The organism is Comamonas sp. SCN 65-56, assembly GCF_001724135.1.
Lineage (GTDB): Bacteria > Pseudomonadota > Gammaproteobacteria > Burkholderiales > Burkholderiaceae_C > Comamonas_C.
On sequence record NZ_MEDS01000012.1, the window covers coordinates 165,193 to 182,942 of the forward strand.

The following is a 17,750-nucleotide window of genomic DNA, read 5'->3' on the forward strand; positions in this document are numbered from 1 at the left end:
AAATTGCTTTTGGCGCCCACAGACAGGGCGTTATCAGCTATGTTTTTTTTTCTGGCCAGGGTAGATTTCTCAATGCGTTGCGCAGTGTCTTGAGCGTTGCCTGCGGGCGGGCGGCATAACGCGCCTGTTCCAGCTGCAGCAGCCAATCGGCCAGCGGCTGCGCAGGCGCACCGAATTGCTCCCGTACCTGCGTCGCGATGGCGCGCGGCGGCAGGTGCGCGGGCAGCGGCGCGCCCAGATGCGCGAGCCTGCGGTGCACCAGGCGCAGCAGGCGTTGCCAGGGCGTGGTGCGGCCGCGTTCCCACAGCGCCCAAACCATGCCGGCCAGCATGGCGGCCAGCAGGGCGGTACCGATCAGGCGCACCAGGTCCTGCCAGTTCGGCTGGGAAAACCCGAGTTGCTTGAGCAGATCGAGCTGCCGGTCCTGGGTGTAGTTCAGCACCCACTGCGTCCAGCGGTTGTCCAGTGCCTCCCAAGCGGCGCGCAGCCGTGCGAGCATGGAAGGGCTGATCATGCCGACCAGTGCTTCGCCCAGCACCGTGCGCGGCGCCTGCAGGCGTTGCAGCGACCCGATCCGCCCCGGTGAGACGGCGGCCGTCGGGTCCACGCGCACCCAGCCGCGACCTGCCAGCCAGACCTCGGTCCAAGCGTGGGCATCGCTCTGGCGCACCGTCCAGTAGCCATCCACGCTGTTGCGTTCTCCCCCCTGGTAGCCGGTGACGATGCGCGCCGGAATGTCGAGCGCGCGCATCAGCACCACGAAGGCCGAAGCGATGTGCTCGCAAAAGCCCTCCTTGCGGTCGAACCAGAAGGTGTCGGCGGTGTCGTCTGCGTACACGCCGGGCTCCAACGTGTAGACGTAGCCGCCGCTGCGCAAGCGCTGCAGCGCTGCATCCACCATGGCCTGCGCGCCGCCCGCTGTCAGCTTTGGGTCGGCGCGCATCTGCGCCGCCAGCGCTGCCGTGCGCGGGTTGCTGCCGGCTGGCAGCTCGGTGTAGGTGCGCAGCAGCGGCGTGCGCTCGAAGGGGCCGTTGCGAAACTGCGGGTAGCTGCTGGCCTCGTAGCGCAGCACGCTGGTGATGGGCTGTGCCGTGACCCATTGCAGCTCGGGCGTCATGTGTGTGCGCACGCCCTGGGGCAGCACGGGAGGATCCTGAGGCACGTCCAGGGTCACCAGCCAGGGGCGGCGGCTGGCTTCGAGCGTCATCTCGTAGCGTATGGGTTGACCCAGGACTTGCAGCCGCGCAGGAACCGGGGCCGCCCAGCTGATGGTGCGGGCCTGCGGCTGCGAAAGCGCGAACCACTCGCGACCATTGAAGACACTGAGCACCGGCCCGCGAAAGTACAGCTCGGCCTGCGGTGGTGGCTGACCGCCGGGCGTATGGAAGCGCACCCGCAGCGCCACGCTGTCGTCCAGCGCCAGCTTGGCGATGGCGCCCACGCTCATCTCTCCCGACAGGCCGCTGCGCCCGGCCAGCTGGTCGTTCGGAATGCCCCACAGCGGTGCAAAGCGCGGGAACAGCACGAACAGCAGCACCATGATGGGCGCGCCCAGCAGTGCCATGCGCAGCGCGGTGCGTAGCGAGTCGCTCAAGGGCGGGCGGCCGGCGGGCTGGTGCGCGTTGATGAGCGCGGTCAGCAGCCCGAGCAGCGCCACCAGCATGGTCAGCGCCACGCCCAGCGACTGCGAGAACAGGAAGTTCGACAGCAGCGTGAAGAAGCCGAGAAAAAACACCACCATCGCGTCGCGCCGCGCACGCAGCTCCAGCGTCTTGAGCGCCAGCAGCATCACGATCAGCGTCACCCCCGCATCGGGCCCGACGATGGTGTGAAAGCTCGCCAGCGTGAGCGTTGTCACCAGCGCCAGCAGCACCCAGGTGACCCAGCGTCCGGGCAATGGACGGGTGCGCCAGGCGAGCCACCCGCGCCAGGCCAGCAGTAGCGCGGCCAGCAGCGATGCCCAAGCCGGAATGTGCGCCACCAGCGGCGCGACGCAGCAGGCGATGACGGCGAGCAGGAACAACGTATCGCGCAGCTCGCGCGGCAAGAGAGTGAGGCGCTGCATCACGCACGCCTCCGCTTCGCGCCGATGGATCTGCTATTGCAGCGATAGCTTGGTACGCTTTCTGGATATGCACTAAGGCCGTATTTCATTCTGATTCAATAAAGTGCCAATGCGCGCAAACACTGCTCGCGCTGCGCTGCGCCGCTGCCCTGGGCGATGGTCCGCGTGCCCAGGCGCAGCCCGTAGCTCAGGCCCAGGCGATCGGCCTGCAACACCCAGGCGGCGAGGCGCGAGAGGCCGGCCTCGCCGTCGGCCAGCCCGGTGGAGGAAAGGCTGAGCCAGAGTTCGCTGCGCTGGGCCGATTGCGTGTCGCGGCTGACCAAGGTGCCGCTGGCCAGTGCCTGTGCCGCCTTCTTCCAGACGATGAGCCGTTGCGGGTCGCCGCGGCGGTAGGCGCGCACGCCCTCGTGCTCGCTGCTGGCCTGGCTGGCGGCAGCGGCGCCCGTGCCGGCGCGGGGTTCGCCCGGCGGCAGCGGCGGGCTGGCGGGCTCCGGGCGCGGGTAGATGAGCACCTGCGCCGCCGGGCGCCACCAGGCCCAGACGCGAAAAATGCCCAGCGGGTACAAGGTCTGCACGCTCAGCGGCGGCACGCTTTGCAGGCCGCGGCGTGTCGGCTCAAAGCCGATATCCAGGCTGCTGCTGCCCTCGGCCGGCACGTCCGCCCAAGCCCACTGCCCGGAGCCGCGCAGCGCAAGCGCGATGCCGCGGCGCGGGCTGCGCCGGTCGTTTTGCAATTGCAGCTGCAGCAGCACGTGGGCACCAAGAAACTGCGGCTGCGGCGGCAGCAGGTGCAGTTGCAGCCCGCGCAGCGTGGCGTGGCTGGTCCAGGTACTCACGGCCGCGCATCCAGCCAGCAAAAACGTCAGCAGATAGCCCAGATTGAGCTGGAAGTTGATCGAAGCCACCAGCAGCACCGCCAGTGTGAGCGCCAGCATCCAGCCGGCGCGGGTTGGCAGGATGTAGACATTGCGCTGTGTGAGCAGCAGGCTGTCGCTGGGCGGCACGCGCGCCATCCACCAGTGCTGCCAGCGCGCGGCCAGCCAGCGCCGCGGCGGGGCAGCCGTCGCGGCGGCGGTCATGGCAGCGCCACCGACTGAACCATGGCATGCACCTGCTCGATGGCGCCGCGGCCGCTGCTGGCCACGGGATGCAGGCGGTGGGCGATGGTTTGCGCCAGGATGGCCTGCACGTCGTCGGGCGCCACATAGTCGCGCCCTTCGATCAGCGCCTGCGCCTTGGCGGCGCGCAGCAGCGCGATGCCGGCGCGCGGCGAGAGTCCCTGCACAAACCATTGGCCGGAGCGCGTGGCGGCGATCAGCGCCTGCAGGTAATCCAGCAGCGGCTCTGCCGCATGCACCGCCAGCACCTGCTGCTGCAGCGCCGCGAGCTCGGAGGCGTTCAGCAGCGCCGGCAGATGCTCCAGCTGCGCGCGCCGGTCTTCGCCGGTCAGCAGCGCGCGCTCGGCGGTGCGATCCGGGTAGCCGAGCGAGATGCGCATCAGAAAGCGGTCGAGCTGGCTCTCGGGCAGCTGAAAGGTGCCGATCTGTTCGTGCGGGTTTTGCGTCGCGATGACGAAGAAGGGCTGGGGCAGGGCGCGCGTCTCGCCTTCGACGGACACCTGCTTTTCCTCCATCGCCTCCAGCAACGCGCTTTGCGTGCGCGGGCTGGCGCGGTTGATCTCGTCGGCCAGTAGCACCTGCGTGAACACCGGGCCGGGGTGAAACACGAAAGCCTCCTTGCCCCGCTCATAGACCGCGACGCCGGTGAGGTCGCTGGGCATCAGATCAGAGGTGAACTGCACGCGTGCGAACTGCAGACCGAAGCTGCGCGCCAGCGCGTGCGCCAGCGTGGTCTTGCCCACGCCGGGGACATCTTCAATCAACAGATGGCCGCCCGCCAGCAAGCAGGCCACGCCATCCTGGATTTGCGCGCGCTTGCCCACGATCACCGTGTTAAGCTGGTCCAACAGCGTCTTGATTTTTCCGGGTGTATCCATGGGCCTGACGTTATCCGAAAAATACGGTGGAGACAGCGTATGAGCAGAACGGGCTTTTATACCCACCCGGATTGCCGCAAGCACGAGATGGGCGCAGGCCATCCGGAATGCCCGGAGCGGCTGGACGCCATCCACAACCGCATGCTGGTGACCGGCCTGGCCGATGTGCTGGACCAGCGCGAGGCGCCGTTGGCCTCGCTGGCCGATATCGAGCTGGCGCACGACCGCTGGTATGTGGCGTCGCTGCGCGGCATGTCCGAGCGCATCGCGGAAGAGGTGGCCGCGGGTGGCCCGGCGTACGCGCAGGTCGATCCCGACACGGCGATGAATGTGCACACCTGGACCGCTGCGCTGCGTGCCGCCGGTGCGGCGCTGGATGCGACCGACGCGGTCATGGCCGGCGAGCTGGAAAACGCCTTTTGCAGCGTGCGCCCGCCGGGCCACCACGCAACGCACAACAAGGCCATGGGCTTTTGCTTTCTGAGCAACGTGGCCATCGCCGCCAAGTACGCGCTGCAGCGCCACAACCTGCAGCGCGTGGCCGTCATCGATTTCGACGTGCACCACGGCAACGGCACCGAGGACATCCTGGCGGGTGACGAGCGCACGCTGATGTGCAGCTTCTTCCAGCACCCGTTCTACCCCTACAGCGGCGATCGCGATCCGGCGGCCAACATGTGCAATCTGCCGGTGGCAGCCTACACGCGCGGCATGGACATTCGCGAGCTCATCGAGGTGATGTGGATTCCGCGCCTGGAGGCCTTTGCGCCCGAAATGATCTTCATCAGCGCCGGCTTTGACAGCCACCGCGACGACGACATGGGGCAGCTGGGGCTGACGGAAAACGACTTTGCCTGGATCACGCTGCGAATCAAGGACATCGCACGGCGGTTTTCCAAAGGGCGTATCGTTTCCTGTCTGGAAGGCGGCTACGTGATGCAGCCGCTCGCCTTGAGCGTGGAGGCCCATGTCCGCGCGCTGGCGGATTTGTGATGGAGATGCCAATGACGACCGATGCACAAGAGCTCTTGATCACGACGCGTGACGAGCGCGGCGTGGTCACGCTCACGATGAACGATGCCAAGCGCTTCAACGCGCTCAGCAGCGAGATGCTGAGCGCTTTGCAGCAGGCGCTGGACGCGGTTGCCCGCGATGCCGATGTGCGGGTCGTGGTGCTGGCGGGCGTCGGCCGTGCGTTTTGCGCCGGGCACAACCTCAAGGACATGGCGGCCCATCCCAGCCTGGATTACTACCGCACACTGTTTGGGCAATGCAGCCGCATGATGCTGTCGATCAACCAGCTGGATGTACCGGTGATTGCGCGCGTGCAGGGGATTGCGGCGGCGGCGGGTTGCCAGCTGGTGGCGCAATGCGATCTGGCCGTGGCCAGCAGTGGCGCGACGTTTGCGACCAGCGGCATCCATTACGGGCTGTTTTGCGCCACCCCCAGCGTGCCGCTGGTGCGCAACGTCCCGGCCAAGCGGGCCATGGAAATGCTGCTCACCGGTGATTTCATCGATGCCGGGACGGCCCTGAAGGAAGGCCTTGTCAACCGCGTGGTGGCAAGCGAGCAGCTCGATGCCGAGGTGGAGAAGCTGGTGCAATCCATCATCGAGAAACCCCCGGTGGCCGTTGCCATGGGCAAGAAGCTCGTTTACCAGCAGCGCGAACTCGGCCTGCAGGCCGCGTACCAGCTCGCGGGTCAGACCATGGCCACCAACATGATGGATGCCGACGCGCAGGAAGGCGCGCGCGCCTTTGCCGAAAAGCGCGTGCCGGCGTGGAAGCCCGCGCTGCCCGAGCACACGGCCTGATGCGCGCTCGACAGTCGACGGGTTCGCTGGCATAATCAAAAAAGCACGATCGTTCTATTTTATTGATGCGCCGCAACATAAAATTGTCGGCGCATCCATTTCCCCTTTTCAACAACTACCCGAGGAGCCCCTCCCATGAAGGTCCTGGTCCCTGTCAAACGCGTGGTGGACTACAACGTGAAGGTCCGCGTCAAGTCGGACAACACCGGTGTGGACATTGCCAACGTCAAGATGAGCATGAACCCGTTTGATGAGATCGCCGTCGAAGAGGCCGTGCGCCTGAAGGAAAAGGGCGTGGTCACCGAGGTCATCGCCGTCTCCTGCGGCGTCACGCAGTGCCAGGAAACCTTGCGCACCGCCATGGCCATCGGTGCCGACCGCGCCATCCTCGTGCACACCGACGATGAACTACAGCCGCTGGCCGTCGCCAAGCTGCTCAAGGCGCTGGTCGACAAGGAGCAGCCCGGCCTGGTGATTCTGGGCAAGCAGGCGATCGACGACGACGCGAACCAGACGGGTCAGATGCTCGCTGCGCTGGCCGACCTGCCGCAAGCCACCTTTGCCAGCAAGGTCGAGGTGGCCGACGGCAAGGCCACGGTCACGCGTGAAGTCGATGGTGGCCTGGAAACCATCACCGTGACGACGCCCGCAATCATCACCACCGACCTGCGCCTGAACGAACCGCGCTACGTCACGCTGCCCAACATCATGAAGGCCAAGAAGAAGCAGCTCGACACCGTCACCCCGGCGGATTTGGGCGTGGATGCCGTGCCCCGCCTCAAGACCCTGAAGGTCAGCGAGCCGCCCAAGCGCGGCGCCGGCGTGAAGGTGGCCGATGTCGCCGCACTCGTCGAGAAGCTGCGCAACGAAGCCAAGGTGATCTGAATATCCAGGTTGAGTGTTGGGCGTTGGGTGTTCAGCGTGAACGGACCGCGCCCCCCGCTCAACGCTTGACGCTCAACGCTGAACCCAAGGAATTGAAATGACCGCACTCGTCATTGCCGAACACGACAACGCCAGCCTGAAGGCTGCCACCCTCAATACCGTCACTGCCGCCGCTGCCTGCGGCGGCGAGGTGCATGTCCTCGTCGTCGGGGAAGGCGCCGCCGCCGTGGCGCAGGCTGCCAGCCAGGTGGCTGGCGTCGCGAAGGTATTGCACGCCGATGGCGCAAGCCTCAAGAACGGCTTGGCAGAAAACCTCGCTGCCCAGGTGCTCGCCGTCGCCGGCAACTACAGCCATATCCTGTTCCCGGCCACTGCCAGCGGCAAGAACGTAGCCCCGCGTGTGGCCGCCAAGCTCGACGTCGCGCAGATTTCCGACATCACCAAGGTGGACAGCCCCGATACCTTCGAGCGCCCGATCTACGCCGGCAATGCGATTGCCACGGTGCAGTCTGGCGATGCCACCAAGGTCATCACCGTGCGCACCACGGGCTTTGACGCAGCCGCCGCCAGCGGTGGCTCGGCGGCGGTCGAGAGCCTTGCCGCGGTGGCCGATTCTGGCAAGAGCCAGTTCGTCGGCGCAGAGCTCTCCAAGAGCGAGCGTCCTGAGCTCACGGCGGCCAAGATCATCGTCTCGGGCGGGCGGGCGCTGGGCAGCAGCGAGAAGTTCAACGAAGTGATCACGCCGCTGGCCGACAAGCTGGGTGCAGCCATCGGTGCCAGCCGCGCGGCGGTGGATGCGGGCTACGCACCGAATGACTTGCAGGTCGGCCAGACCGGCAAGATCGTCGCGCCCCAGCTCTACATCGCCTGCGGCATCTCGGGCGCCATCCAGCACCTGGCCGGGATGAAGGATTCCAAGGTCATCGTGGCGATCAACAAGGACGAAGAAGCACCGATCTTCTCGGTGGCCGACTACGGCCTGGTCGCTGACTTGTTCGTGGCTGTGCCCGAGTTGGTGAAGGCGCTGTAAGGCGCTTGGTCTCATCCAGGGCATCGCGTGCGGTGCCCTTTTTTTGCACTGAGGATTTGTCATGAGTTACGTTGCCCCCGTCAAGGACATGCTGTTCGCCATCGAGCATCTGGCGTGCATTGATCAGCTCACACAGCTCCCCGGCTTCGAAGATGCCGGGCTGGACACGGCCGCGGCAGTGCTCGAAGAATGCGCCAAGTTCAACGAGGGCGTGGTCGCGCCGCTGAACGTCGAGGGCGATCTGCATCCCTCCGCGTTCAAGGACGGCGCGGTCACGACCACCGCCGGTTTCAAGGAGGCCTATCGCCAGTTCACCGCAGGCGGCTGGCAGGGCGTGCAGCACCCGGTGGATTTCGGCGGCCAGGGCCTGCCCAAGACCATAGGCGCGGCCTGCGTCGAGATGCTCAACGCCGCCAACCTGAGCTTTGCGCTCGCGCCGCTGCTGACCGATGGCGCGATCGAGGCACTGCTCACCGCGGGCAGCGATGAGCTCAAGGCGATCTACCTTGAAAAGCTCGTCTCGGGCGAGTGGACCGGCACGATGAACCTGACCGAGCCGCAGGCCGGCTCCGACCTGGCGCTGGTGCGCTCGCGCGCCGAACCGGTGGGTGACGGCAGCTATAAAGTCTTCGGCACCAAGATTTTCATCACCTACGGCGAGCACGACATGGCGGACAACATCGTCCACCTGGTGCTGGCGCGCGTGGCAGGGGCCCCCGAGGGCGTCAAGGGCATCAGCCTGTTCGTCGTGCCCAAGTTTCTTGTCAACGCCGATGGGTCCCTGGGTGCGCGCAACGACGTGCACTGCGTCAGCATCGAGCACAAGCTCGGGATCAAGGCCAGTCCGACGGCGGTGTTGCAGTATGGCGACCACGGTGGCGCGATCGGCTATTTGGTGGGAGAGGAAAACCGCGGCCTCGAATACATGTTCATCATGATGAACTCGGCGCGCTACGCCGTGGGTATGCAGGGTGTTGCGATTGCCGAGCGCGCCTACCAGCGCGCCGTGGCCTATGCGCGCGAGCGGGTGCAAAGCCGCCCTGTGGATGGCAGTCTGCCGGGCAGCGGCCCCATCATCCACCACCCCGACGTGCGCCGCATGCTGATGACGGCGCGCGCGTTGACCGAGGGCTGCCGCGCGATGGCCAGTATCGCCGCCGCGGCGTACGACGCGGCGCACCACCATCCGGATGCCGCGGCGCGCAAGAACCATCAGGCCTTCTACGGATTCATGGTGCCACTGGTCAAGGGCTACAGCACCGAGATGAGCCAGGAGGTGGCGAGCCTGGGTGTGCAGGTCCACGGTGGCATGGGCTTCATCGAGGAGACCGGCGCGGCGCAACACCTGCGCGACGCGCGCATCCTGACGATTTACGAAGGCACGACGGCGATCCAGGCCAACGACCTGGTCGGGCGCAAGACGGCGCGCGACGGCGGCGCCACCGCCAGGGCCGTGGCCGCGCAGATCGAGAAGACCGAGGCTGAGCTGCTCGCGAGTGCGACGCCCGCGGCCAAGGCCGTGGCCGCGCAGCTGACCAAGGCGCGCACCGCCTTTCTTGAGGTGGTGGATTTCGTTGCCGCCAACACCAAGGGCCAGCCCAACGCGGTGTTCGCCGGCAGCGTGCCCTACCTGCTGTTGACAGGCAATCTGGTGGCCGGCTGGCAGATGGGCCGGGCGTTGCTCGTCGCGCAGACCCTGTCCGCCAAGGGACAGGACGCGGCCTTCATGCAGGCGAAGATCGTCACCGCGCGGTTTTACGCCGAGCACCTGCTGCCGCGCATCGCGGGCCAGCGCGACGCCATCCTGCACGGCGGCGAGAGCTGCTGTGCGCTGGCGCTGGACGCGTTTTGAATGACTATTGAAAAGTGAGCTGCTAGCGCTTGTCAATAAAGCGCAAACAGCCTTTTTGACTCATATTTCTGGAAAGACTGCCATGGCCTTGCCCCCGGTATTTGACACGCTGCGTTTGCCCGTCATCGCCTCGCCGATGTTCATCATCAGTACGCCCAAGCTGGTGATCGCGCAGTGCCAGGCGGGCATCGTCGGCTCGATGCCGGCGCTCAATGCGCGCCCGGCCTCGCAGCTCGACGAGTGGCTGGCCGAGATCACCGAGACGCTTGCCGCCTGGGACAAGGCGCACCCCGACCAGCCCGCGGCGCCTTACGCCATCAATCAGATCGTGCACAAGAGCAACGACCGCCTGGAACACGACATGCAGGTCTGCGCCAAGTACAAGGTGCCGATCGTCATCACCAGCCTGGGCGCGCGCGAGGACGTGAACCAGGCGGTGCACGGCTGGGGCGGCGTGGTGCTGCACGACGTGATCAACAACGTGTTCGCGCACAAGGCGATTGCCAAGGGCGCGGATGGCCTGATTCCGGTGGCCGCGGGCGCGGGCGGGCATGCCAGCGTCAAGAGCCCGTTTGCGATGGTGCAGGAAATTCGTCAGTGGTTCGACGGGCCGCTCGCACTCTCGGGCGCGATCGCCTCGGGCGGCGCGATCCTGGCCGCGCAGGCCATGGGGGCGGATCTGGCCTACATCGGCTCGGCCTTCATCGCCACCCATGAGGCGCGTGCGGTCGAGGGCTACAAGCAGATGATCGTGGACAGCGACTCGGACGACATCGTCTACAGCAACTTCTACACCGGCATCCACGGCAACTACCTCAAGGGCAGCATCCGCAATGCCGGTATGGATCCGGACCACCTGCCCGAGAGCGACCCAAGCAAGATGAATTTCGCTACCGGTGAAGGTGCCAATCACGCCAAGGCCTGGCGCGACATCTGGGGCTGTGGCCAGGGCATAGGCGCGATCACCGAGGTGGTGGGCGCGGGCGAACTCGTCGAGCGCCTGCGCCGCGAATACGAGGCGGCACGCGAACGCCTGCGCTGAGCCTGCCGCGCGTCAGCGCCGAGGCTGGCGCACCTGTTGTTGTACGAGGCCCGGCCCGAGCGATGGGCTGCCTCGTTTCCCTGCCCGTTCTCTCCATGTCCGACTCTTCCCGCAGCGCCCTGATCGACGGCGCAAAGGCCCTCGCGTGCAGCGCCATCATCTGGCACCACCTGGCTTTCTACGGGCCGCTGTCCGACACCTTGCACGCCGCGGCGCCCGCTGTCTCGGACTGGCTGGTGCAGTACGCGCGCATGGCCGTACAGGTATTTTTGGTGTTGGGCGGCTATCTTGCGGCAGCCAGTCTGGCACCGCACGGCAACGCTCGCCAGCGGCGCCCCTGGGAGCGCATCGCTGGGCGCTTTGAGCGGCTGGTAGTACCGTATGCAGCGGCACTGGTCGTTGTCGTCATGGTCGATGTGCTGGTGCGCCCCTGGCTTGACGATTCAGGCATGGTCAGCGCCGACCCGGGTCTGTGGCAGCTCATCGCCCACGCCCTGTTGTTGCAGGGGGTGCTGGGACAGGATTCGCTGTCGGCCGGGGTCTGGTATGTCGCGATTGATTTTCAGCTCTTCGCCTTCTCGACCTTGGCGCTGGTGGGGACACACTGGCTTGCGCTCTGGGCGCGTGGGCGCATGGGTTGGCATGGGCACGGACCGCTGACCTTGGCACAGTGGTTGACGCTGGCGCTGGCGGCGCTCTCGCTGCTGGGCTTCAACCGTGACAGTGCGTGGGATGCCTGGGCGGTGTACTTTTTCGGTGCCTACGGCATGGGTATGCTGGCCTGTTGGGGCGCGCACGCGAGCTCGACGCGCCGTGCGTGGCTCTGGGTGGGTTTGATTGCGATGCTCACGGTGCTGGCATTGGCGCTGGATTGGCGCGATCGCATCCTGCTGGCCGGGCTGACGGCAATGCTGCTGGTACTGGCGCTGCGCGTACCGCAGGCGACGCGGTGGTGCGATTGGGCGCCGCTGCGGTTGCTGGGCCGGATTTCGTATTCCGTCTTTCTGGTGCACTTCGCCGTGTGCCTGCTGGTCAATGCGCTGGTGGTCAGCCTCTGGCCTGATTCGGTGCCGATGGCGATCGCCGGGATGGCGCTGGCCTATGGTCTGTCGATCACCGCTGGCGGGTTGCTGTATGTCTTGGTGGAGCACCAGCGGCCTACCTGGCGCTCGTCGCTGCGCTGGCAGGCCGGGCTGGTGGGTGCAGGGCTTGTTACAGCGTTGCTGGCCTGAAACGTGGGCCAGAGGCTGATCCCAAATCCGGATTCAGGCCGATCGGGACGTGTCAGCGGTGCAACTCGCCGGCGCTCTCGGGTTGCCAGGTGATTGCCTCCACATGCACTGTCACCTGTCCGGTGGGACTAGGCATTTGCAGCTCGTCGCCCACGCGCAGGCCGAGCAGGGCGATGCCCACGGGCGCAAAGATGGAAACTTTTTCACTCGAACCGTCCATGTCCCTGGGATAGACCAGCTGCAGCGTGCTGGTCTTGCCCGATTCCTTGAGCGTGAAGCGCACGGTGGAATTCATCGTTACCACGTCGGCCGGCATGTCCTTGGGCTCGAGCACGTCGGCGCGGTCGAGTTCAGCTTCCAGCGCCTCGCGGCCCGGAAATGCGTTGCCATCCTTTTCCAGCAAGGCCTGCAGCCGTTCGTAATCGAGGGAAGACAGAGTGATCTGTGGTTTGCGTGCCATGGTCGGCTCCTATCCAAAAAATATGTTGACGCATGCAGTGCGCGCAAACGGACAAAAGCCCGGACAACAGGGTTGACCGGGCCGGTGCTGCGTGCGCCGCCGGGGCCAGCGCAGAAGCTCCGATTGTCTATGAAAACACGTGCGTTGCCAAGCGTTGGCTCGCGCAGTGATCAGTCCAGGCCCAACGCGCGTGCATGGTGGCGCAGATGGTCCTCGATGAAGGTCTGGATAAAGTAGTAGCCGTGGTCGTAGCCGGGCTGGCGCCGCAGCGTGAGTGCTTGGCCGACTTGCTGGCAGGCCGCTTCGAAGGCCTCGGGGAGCAGTTGTTTTTCCATCAGAAATTTGTCTGCCATGCCCTGGTCGATCAGGATGCCGCCCGGGTAGGGGGGTGCGCTTTGCCTTTGCATCAAGAGCGTCGCATCGTGCTGTGCCCAGCGCACGGCGTCGTCGCCCAGGTAGCCCTTGAACGCCTTTTGCCCCCAGGCACATTGCGTCGGGTGGCTGATCGGCGCGAAGGCCGAGAGGCTTTTGAATTTCCCGGGGTGGCGCAGCGCCAGTGTGAGCGCGCCATGCCCGCCCATGCTGTGGCCGAAAATGCCCAGGCGCTGCGTATCGATGGGCAGCGACACGCTGATGAGCGGCAGCAACTCCGCCAACAGATAGCTTTCCATGCGCCAGTGACGCTCCCAGGGGGGTTGGGTGGCATCGAGATAAAAGCCCGCGGCCACGCCAAAGTCCCACGATGCCGATTCACCCTCGACATTGGCGCCGCGCGGGCTGGTGTCGGGGGCGATCAGGGCCAGACCCAGTTGCGCCGCCAGACGCTGCGCGCCTGCCTTGATCATGAAGGTCTCTTCGTTGCAGGTCAGCCCGGCAAGATAGAGCAGTGCCGGCACGCGATGATTTTCCAGCGCCGCCGGTGGCAGGAAGATGGAAAACCGCATCGGCAGTCCGATTTCGCGTGACAGGTGCTCGTACGTGCGCTGTGCGCCGCCGAAACAGGCGTGTACATCTTTCAGGTCGAGTAGGGTGGACACAGGATTCTCCGTTATTGATAGCATTCCGCGCTTGTCTCTCATGCGCTACGGTCCATTATGACGCCAAGGTGTTGATACCCAGAAAAAAGCCCGCAGGCTTGTGGCCTGCGGGCCGGGATGCGTGCAAGCGGGTGGCTTGCACGGCAAACGGGGTGGATCAGCGCTGCGTGGAGACGTTGCGCTCCGGCGCGCCGACGTAGAGCTGGCGCGGGCGGCCGATCTTGTATTCCGGGTCGCCGATCATTTCGTTGAGCTGCGCGATCCAGCCCACGGTGCGCGCCAGCGTGAAGATGCCGGTGAAGAGCTTGACGGGGATGCCGATCGCGCGCTGCACGATGCCGGAGTAGAAATCCACGTTCGGATAGAGCTTGCGCTGCACGAAGTAGTCGTCTTCCAGCGCGATCTTTTCCACCGCCTTGGCCAGGGCAAACAGCGGGTCCTTTTCCAGACCCAGCTCGGCCAGCACCTCGTTGCAGGTCTCCTGCATCAGCTTGGCGCGCGGGTCGTAGTTCTTGTAGACGCGGTGGCCAAAGCCCATGAGCTTGACGCCGCTGTTCTTGTCCTTGACCTGCTCCATGAACTCGCCCACTTTGGCCACGCCGCCGTTGGCCTGCAGGTGTTCCAGCATGTTGAGGCAGGCCTCGTTGGCGCCGCCGTGGGCCGGGCCCCAGAGGCAGGCGACGCCGGCCGCAATCGCCGCAAATGGATTGGTGCCCGAGCTGCCGCACAGGCGCACGGTGGAGGTGGAGGCGTTTTGCTCGTGGTCGGCGTGCAGGATGAAGATGCGGTCCAGCGCCTTTTCCAATACCGGATTGACCTTGTAATCCTCGCAGGGCGTGCCGAACATCATGCGCAGGAAGTTGCCGGCGTACGACAGGTCGTTCCTCGGGTACATGTAGGGCTGGCCGACGCCGTATTTGTAGGCCATAGCCACCAGCGTCGGCAGCTTGGAGATCAGGCGGATCGCGGCGATCTCGCGGTGCTCGGGGTTATGGATGTCGGTGCTGTCGTGGTAGAACGCCGACAGCGCCCCGATCAGACCGGTGAGCACGGCCATGGGGTGCGCGTCGCGGCGGAAACCGCGCAGGAAGAACTGCATCTGCTCATGCACCATGGTGTGGCTGATCACGAGCTTGTGAAAATCACCACGCTGGGTTTCGTTGGGCAGATCGCCCTTGAGCAGCAGGTAGCAGGTGTCGAGAAAATCGCACTGCGTGGCCAGTTGCTCGATCGGGTAGCCGCGATAGAGCAGGCGGCCTTTTTCGCCGTCGATGAAGGTGATCGAGGACTGGCACGACGCGGTGGAGAGGAAGCCCGGGTCGTAGGTGAACATGCCCGTCTGGCCGTAGAGCTTGCGGATGTCCACGACCTCCGGGCCGATGGTGCCCTGGTAGACCGGGAGATCAACGCTGGGGCTGCCGTTGTTGAACGACAGCGTTGCCTTGTGTTCTGCCAATTGCATGGTCATTTCCGTGTTTCCTTCTTCGTGTGGCAATGGGGTGGGGCCAGCGTTACGGGCGGGCCATGGAGGGTTGGCGCAATTGCTCCAGCACGGACTTGACTTCGGGGGTGTCAAGCCCGTCGCAGGGTTCGGCGCGGCGCAGGAAAAGGTCCAGCAGATCGTTGTCGGGCAAGGCCATCAGGGCCGAGAGGCCACTGGCCTGGGCGGTGCTGAGCCGCTCGCCGAACGCGGCAAAGAACCGGTCCAGAAACAGATCGTTCTCCACCAGACCGCGGCGACAGCGCCAGCGCAGTACCGCTGTTTCGCGTTCGCCCAGAAGTGCCGAATCCGACATGTCGATTTACAGCGCGCGGTGCGCCATCAGTTCCTTGATCTTGCCGATAGCGCGCGTCGGGTTCAGGTGCTTGGGGCAGACATCGACGCAGTTCATGATGCTGTGGCAGCGGAACAGCCGGTAGGGGTCTTCCAGGTTGTCCAAGCGCTCGCCCGTGGCCTGGTCGCGGCTGTCGGCAAGGAAGCGGTAGGCCTGCAGCAGGCCGGCGGGGCCGACGAACTTGTCAGGGTTCCACCAGAACGAGGGGCAGGCGGTGGAGCAGCTGGCGCACAGAATGCACTCGTACAGGCCGTTGAGCTCTTCACGCTCTTCCGGCGACTGCAGGCGCTCCTTCTCGGGCGGCGGCTCGTCGTTGACCAGGTAGGGCTTGATCGAGTGGTATTGCTTGAAGAACTGCGTCATGTCCACGATCAGGTCGCGGATCACGGGCAGGCCGGGCAGGGGCTTGAGAACGATGGTCTCGGGCAGCGTGTGCATGTTGGTCAGGCATGCCAGACCATTCTTGCCGTTGATGTTCATCGCGTCCGAGCCGCAGACGCCTTCGCGGCAGGAACGGCGGAAGGCGATGGACGGGTCTTCCTTCTTGAGTTTGCCCAGGGCGTCGAGCAGCATGCGCTCGTGTCCGTCGAGCTCGACCTGGTGGGTCTGCATGTAGGGGCGTTCGTCCTTGTCCGGATCGTAACGATAGATCTTGATGGTGCGCTTCATGATTCAGAACCTTATCGTTGTGGCGCTCAGAAGGTGCGGACCTTCAGCGGGATGGTGTCTACCGTCAGGGGCTTGAGGTTGACCGGCTTGTAGTCCAGCCGATCGCCTTCGCGGTACCAGAGCGTGTGCTTGAGCCATTCCTTGTCGTTGCGCCCGAGCGGGAAATCCGGGTGATCGGCGGGGTGTTCGTAGTCGTAGACCACGTGGGCGCCGCGGCACTCCTTGCGCGCCGCCGCCGAGGTGATGGTGGCACGCGCCACTTCGATCAGGTTCTCGACTTCCAGGGCTTCCATGCGTGCGGTGTTCCACACCATGGACTTGTCCTTGAGCGTCAGGTGGGCGGCTTCCTCGGCGATCGCGCGGACCTTGCCAACGCCTTCGTCCAGCGTCGCCTGGGTGCGGAACACCCCGGCATGCGTCTGCATGGTGCTGCGCAGCTTGTTGGCCACGTCCTGTGAGTAGGCGCCGTCCTTGGCGTCCTGCAGGTGGTTCAGGCGGCCCAGCGAGTAATCGGAGGCATCGGCCGGCGTGGCATGGTGCTCGCCAAAGCCGCGCACGAACTCGGTGATGTGCCTGCCGGCCGATTTGCCGAACACCAGCAGATCGAGCAGGGAGTTGGTGCCCAGGCGGTTGGCGCCGTGCACCGATACGCAGGAGCACTCGCCCACCGCGTACAGGCCGTTGACCGGGGTGTTCTGGCTGCCGTCCCAGACCACGACCTGGCCATGCAGGTTGGTCGGGATGCCGCCCATCATGTAGTGGATGGTCGGGATGACGCCGATCGGCTCCTTGGTGATGTCGACGTTGGCGAAGTTGTGGCCGATTTCCTCGACCGAGGGCAGGCGCTTGTGGATGGTCTCGGCGCCCAGGTGGTCGAGCTTGAGCAGGATGTGGTCCTTGTTGGGGCCACAGCCGCGGCCTTCCTTGATCTCCTGATCCATCGAGCGCGAGACGAAGTCGCGTGGTGCCAGATCCTTGAGCGTCGGTGCATAGCGCTCCATGAAGCGCTCACCTTCGCTATTCAAAAGGATAGCACCTTCCCCGCGGCAGCCTTCCGTCAGCAGCACACCGGCGCCGAAAACGCCGGTGGGGTGGAATTGCCAGAATTCCATGTCCTGCAGCGGAATGCCGGCACGCGAGGCCATGCCGAGGCCGTCGCCGGTATTGATGTAAGCGTTGGTCGATGCCGCAAAGATGCGCCCCGCGCCGCCGGTGGCCAGCAGCACCGCCTTGGCATGCAGTTCGTAGAAATCACCGGTTTCCAGTTCGATGGCGGTCACGCCGACCACGTCGCCCTGGGTGTTGCGGATCAGGTCCAGCGCCATCCATTCGACGAAGAAATTGGTCTTGGTCTTGACGTTTTGCTGGTACAGCGTGTGCAGCATCGCGTGGCCGGTGCGGTCGGCCGCGGCGCAGGCGCGCTGCACCGGCTTTTCGCCGTAGTTGGAGGTGTGGCCACCGAAGGGGCGCTGGTAGATCGTGCCGTCCGGGTTGCGGTCAAACGGCATGCCGAAGTGTTCGAGCTCGATCACCACATTCGGCGCTTCGCGGCACATGAACTCGATGGCGTCCTGGTCACCCAGCCAATCGCCGCCCTTGACGGTGTCGTAGAAGTGAAAGTGCCAATTGTCCTCGCTCATGTTGCCCAGTGACGCGGAGACGCCGCCCTGCGCCGCCACGGTGTGCGAGCGGGTCGGAAAAACCTTGGACAGGCAGGCCACGGAGAGGCCGACGCGCGACAGTTCCAGCGCGGCGCGCAGGCCCGCGCCACCCGCGCCGACGATGACCACGTCGAACTTGCGCTTGGTGATATTGGCTTTGGTATAGCTCATT

Annotated in this window: 16 protein-coding genes; 7 read left to right on the forward strand and 9 right to left on the reverse strand. The window is 65.4% G+C overall.

The genetic code is table 11. The annotated features are described in order from the left end of the window. Positions 1-37: 37 nt before the first annotated feature. The 3 genes from ABS45_RS08995 to ABS45_RS09005 form a co-directional block, all read right to left on the reverse strand. Positions 38-2,065 (reverse strand): DUF3488 and transglutaminase-like domain-containing protein, encoded by a 2,028-nt coding sequence (locus tag ABS45_RS08995; protein WP_291555090.1) that lies wholly within the window; start codon positions 2,063-2,065, stop codon positions 38-40. Between the two features lie 95 nt (positions 2,066-2,160). Then, positions 2,161-3,144, reverse strand: a complete 984-nt coding sequence (locus ABS45_RS09000; protein ID WP_291555091.1) for a DUF58 domain-containing protein — start codon at positions 3,142-3,144, stop codon at positions 2,161-2,163. Next, positions 3,141-4,061, reverse strand: a complete 921-nt coding sequence (locus tag ABS45_RS09005; protein ID WP_291555092.1) for a MoxR family ATPase — start codon at positions 4,059-4,061, stop codon at positions 3,141-3,143. The genes ABS45_RS09000 and ABS45_RS09005 overlap by 4 nt, the downstream gene beginning before the upstream one ends. A gap of 39 nt (positions 4,062-4,100) precedes the next feature. Between ABS45_RS09005 and ABS45_RS09010 the strand changes: the two genes are divergently transcribed. The 7 genes from ABS45_RS09010 (at position 4,101) to ABS45_RS09040 (ending at position 11,916) form a co-directional block, all read left to right on the forward strand. Next, positions 4,101-5,054, forward strand: a complete 954-nt coding sequence (locus ABS45_RS09010) for a histone deacetylase family protein (protein WP_291555093.1) — start codon at positions 4,101-4,103, stop codon at positions 5,052-5,054. Between the two features lie 5 nt (positions 5,055-5,059). Next, positions 5,060-5,875, forward strand: coding sequence for an enoyl-CoA hydratase (locus ABS45_RS09015; RefSeq protein WP_291555094.1), 816 nt, complete (start codon positions 5,060-5,062; stop codon positions 5,873-5,875). A gap of 135 nt (positions 5,876-6,010) precedes the next feature. Further along, positions 6,011-6,760: an electron transfer flavoprotein subunit beta/FixA family protein gene (locus ABS45_RS09020; protein WP_291555096.1), complete on the forward strand. Its 750-nt coding sequence runs from the start codon at positions 6,011-6,013 to the stop codon at positions 6,758-6,760. A gap of 97 nt (positions 6,761-6,857) precedes the next feature. Beyond that, on the forward strand, positions 6,858-7,790 hold the full coding sequence (locus ABS45_RS09025) for an electron transfer flavoprotein subunit alpha/FixB family protein (RefSeq protein WP_291555098.1): 933 nt from the start codon (positions 6,858-6,860) through the stop codon (positions 7,788-7,790). A gap of 61 nt (positions 7,791-7,851) precedes the next feature. Next, positions 7,852-9,642: an acyl-CoA dehydrogenase C-terminal domain-containing protein gene (locus ABS45_RS09030; RefSeq protein WP_291555101.1), complete on the forward strand. Its 1,791-nt coding sequence runs from the start codon at positions 7,852-7,854 to the stop codon at positions 9,640-9,642. An 82-nt stretch (positions 9,643-9,724) separates the two neighbouring features. Next, entirely contained in the window at positions 9,725-10,684 is a 960-nt protein-coding gene (locus ABS45_RS09035) for a nitronate monooxygenase family protein (protein ID WP_291555103.1), read from the forward strand. 95 nt (positions 10,685-10,779) lie between these two features. Further along, positions 10,780-11,916, forward strand: a complete 1,137-nt coding sequence (locus ABS45_RS09040; RefSeq protein ID WP_291555104.1) for an acyltransferase family protein — start codon at positions 10,780-10,782, stop codon at positions 11,914-11,916. 52 nt (positions 11,917-11,968) lie between these two features. On the opposite strand, the gene rnk is transcribed toward ABS45_RS09040, so the two are convergent. From rnk to sdhA, 6 genes are all read right to left on the reverse strand, one after another. Next, the gene (gene rnk, locus ABS45_RS09045; protein WP_291555105.1) at positions 11,969-12,376 is read right to left on the reverse strand and encodes a nucleoside diphosphate kinase regulator; all 408 of its coding nucleotides are present in this window, start codon (positions 12,374-12,376) and stop codon (positions 11,969-11,971) included. A gap of 170 nt (positions 12,377-12,546) precedes the next feature. Further along, positions 12,547-13,413: an S-formylglutathione hydrolase gene (gene fghA, locus ABS45_RS09050; RefSeq protein ID WP_291555107.1), complete on the reverse strand. Its 867-nt coding sequence runs from the start codon at positions 13,411-13,413 to the stop codon at positions 12,547-12,549. 157 nt (positions 13,414-13,570) lie between these two features. Then, entirely contained in the window at positions 13,571-14,875 is a 1,305-nt protein-coding gene (locus ABS45_RS09055; protein ID WP_291555212.1) for a citrate synthase, read from the reverse strand. Positions 14,876-14,924: 49 nt separating this feature from the next. Continuing rightward, complete coding sequence (locus ABS45_RS09060; protein WP_291555109.1) at positions 14,925-15,209, reverse strand: succinate dehydrogenase assembly factor 2; 285 nt, start codon at positions 15,207-15,209, stop codon at positions 14,925-14,927. Between the two features lie 6 nt (positions 15,210-15,215). Beyond that, a complete protein-coding gene (locus ABS45_RS09065) occupies positions 15,216-15,917 on the reverse strand; it encodes a succinate dehydrogenase iron-sulfur subunit (protein ID WP_291555110.1) in 702 nt (233 codons plus the stop codon). A 26-nt stretch (positions 15,918-15,943) separates the two neighbouring features. After that, entirely contained in the window at positions 15,944-17,749 is a 1,806-nt protein-coding gene (gene sdhA, locus ABS45_RS09070) for a succinate dehydrogenase flavoprotein subunit (protein WP_291555111.1), read from the reverse strand. Between the last annotated feature and the right edge of the window lies 1 nt (position 17,750).

Bases quoted from the DNA above. Each gene is read 5' to 3' on its own strand.
- ABS45_RS08995 (WP_291555090.1), bottom strand. From the start codon at position 2,065: ATGCAGCGCCTCACTCTCTTGCCGCGCGAGCTGCGCGATACGTTGTTC.
- ABS45_RS09000 (WP_291555091.1), bottom strand. From the start codon at position 3,144: ATGACCGCCGCCGCGACGGCTGCCCCGCCGCGGCGCTGGCTGGCCGCG.
- ABS45_RS09005 (WP_291555092.1), bottom strand. From the start codon at position 4,061: ATGGATACACCCGGAAAAATCAAGACGCTGTTGGACCAGCTTAACACG.
- ABS45_RS09010 (WP_291555093.1), top strand. From the start codon at position 4,101: ATGAGCAGAACGGGCTTTTATACCCACCCGGATTGCCGCAAGCACGAG.
- ABS45_RS09015 (WP_291555094.1), top strand. From the start codon at position 5,060: ATGCCAATGACGACCGATGCACAAGAGCTCTTGATCACGACGCGTGAC.
- ABS45_RS09020 (WP_291555096.1), top strand. From the start codon at position 6,011: ATGAAGGTCCTGGTCCCTGTCAAACGCGTGGTGGACTACAACGTGAAG.
- ABS45_RS09025 (WP_291555098.1), top strand. From the start codon at position 6,858: ATGACCGCACTCGTCATTGCCGAACACGACAACGCCAGCCTGAAGGCT.
- ABS45_RS09030 (WP_291555101.1), top strand. From the start codon at position 7,852: ATGAGTTACGTTGCCCCCGTCAAGGACATGCTGTTCGCCATCGAGCAT.
- ABS45_RS09035 (WP_291555103.1), top strand. From the start codon at position 9,725: ATGGCCTTGCCCCCGGTATTTGACACGCTGCGTTTGCCCGTCATCGCC.
- ABS45_RS09040 (WP_291555104.1), top strand. From the start codon at position 10,780: ATGTCCGACTCTTCCCGCAGCGCCCTGATCGACGGCGCAAAGGCCCTC.
- rnk (WP_291555105.1), bottom strand. From the start codon at position 12,376: ATGGCACGCAAACCACAGATCACTCTGTCTTCCCTCGATTACGAACGG.
- ABS45_RS09055 (WP_291555212.1), bottom strand. From the start codon at position 14,875: ATGCAATTGGCAGAACACAAGGCAACGCTGTCGTTCAACAACGGCAGC.
- ABS45_RS09060 (WP_291555109.1), bottom strand. From the start codon at position 15,209: ATGTCGGATTCGGCACTTCTGGGCGAACGCGAAACAGCGGTACTGCGC.
- ABS45_RS09065 (WP_291555110.1), bottom strand. From the start codon at position 15,917: ATGAAGCGCACCATCAAGATCTATCGTTACGATCCGGACAAGGACGAA.
- sdhA (WP_291555111.1), bottom strand. From the start codon at position 17,749: ATGAGCTATACCAAAGCCAATATCACCAAGCGCAAGTTCGACGTGGTC.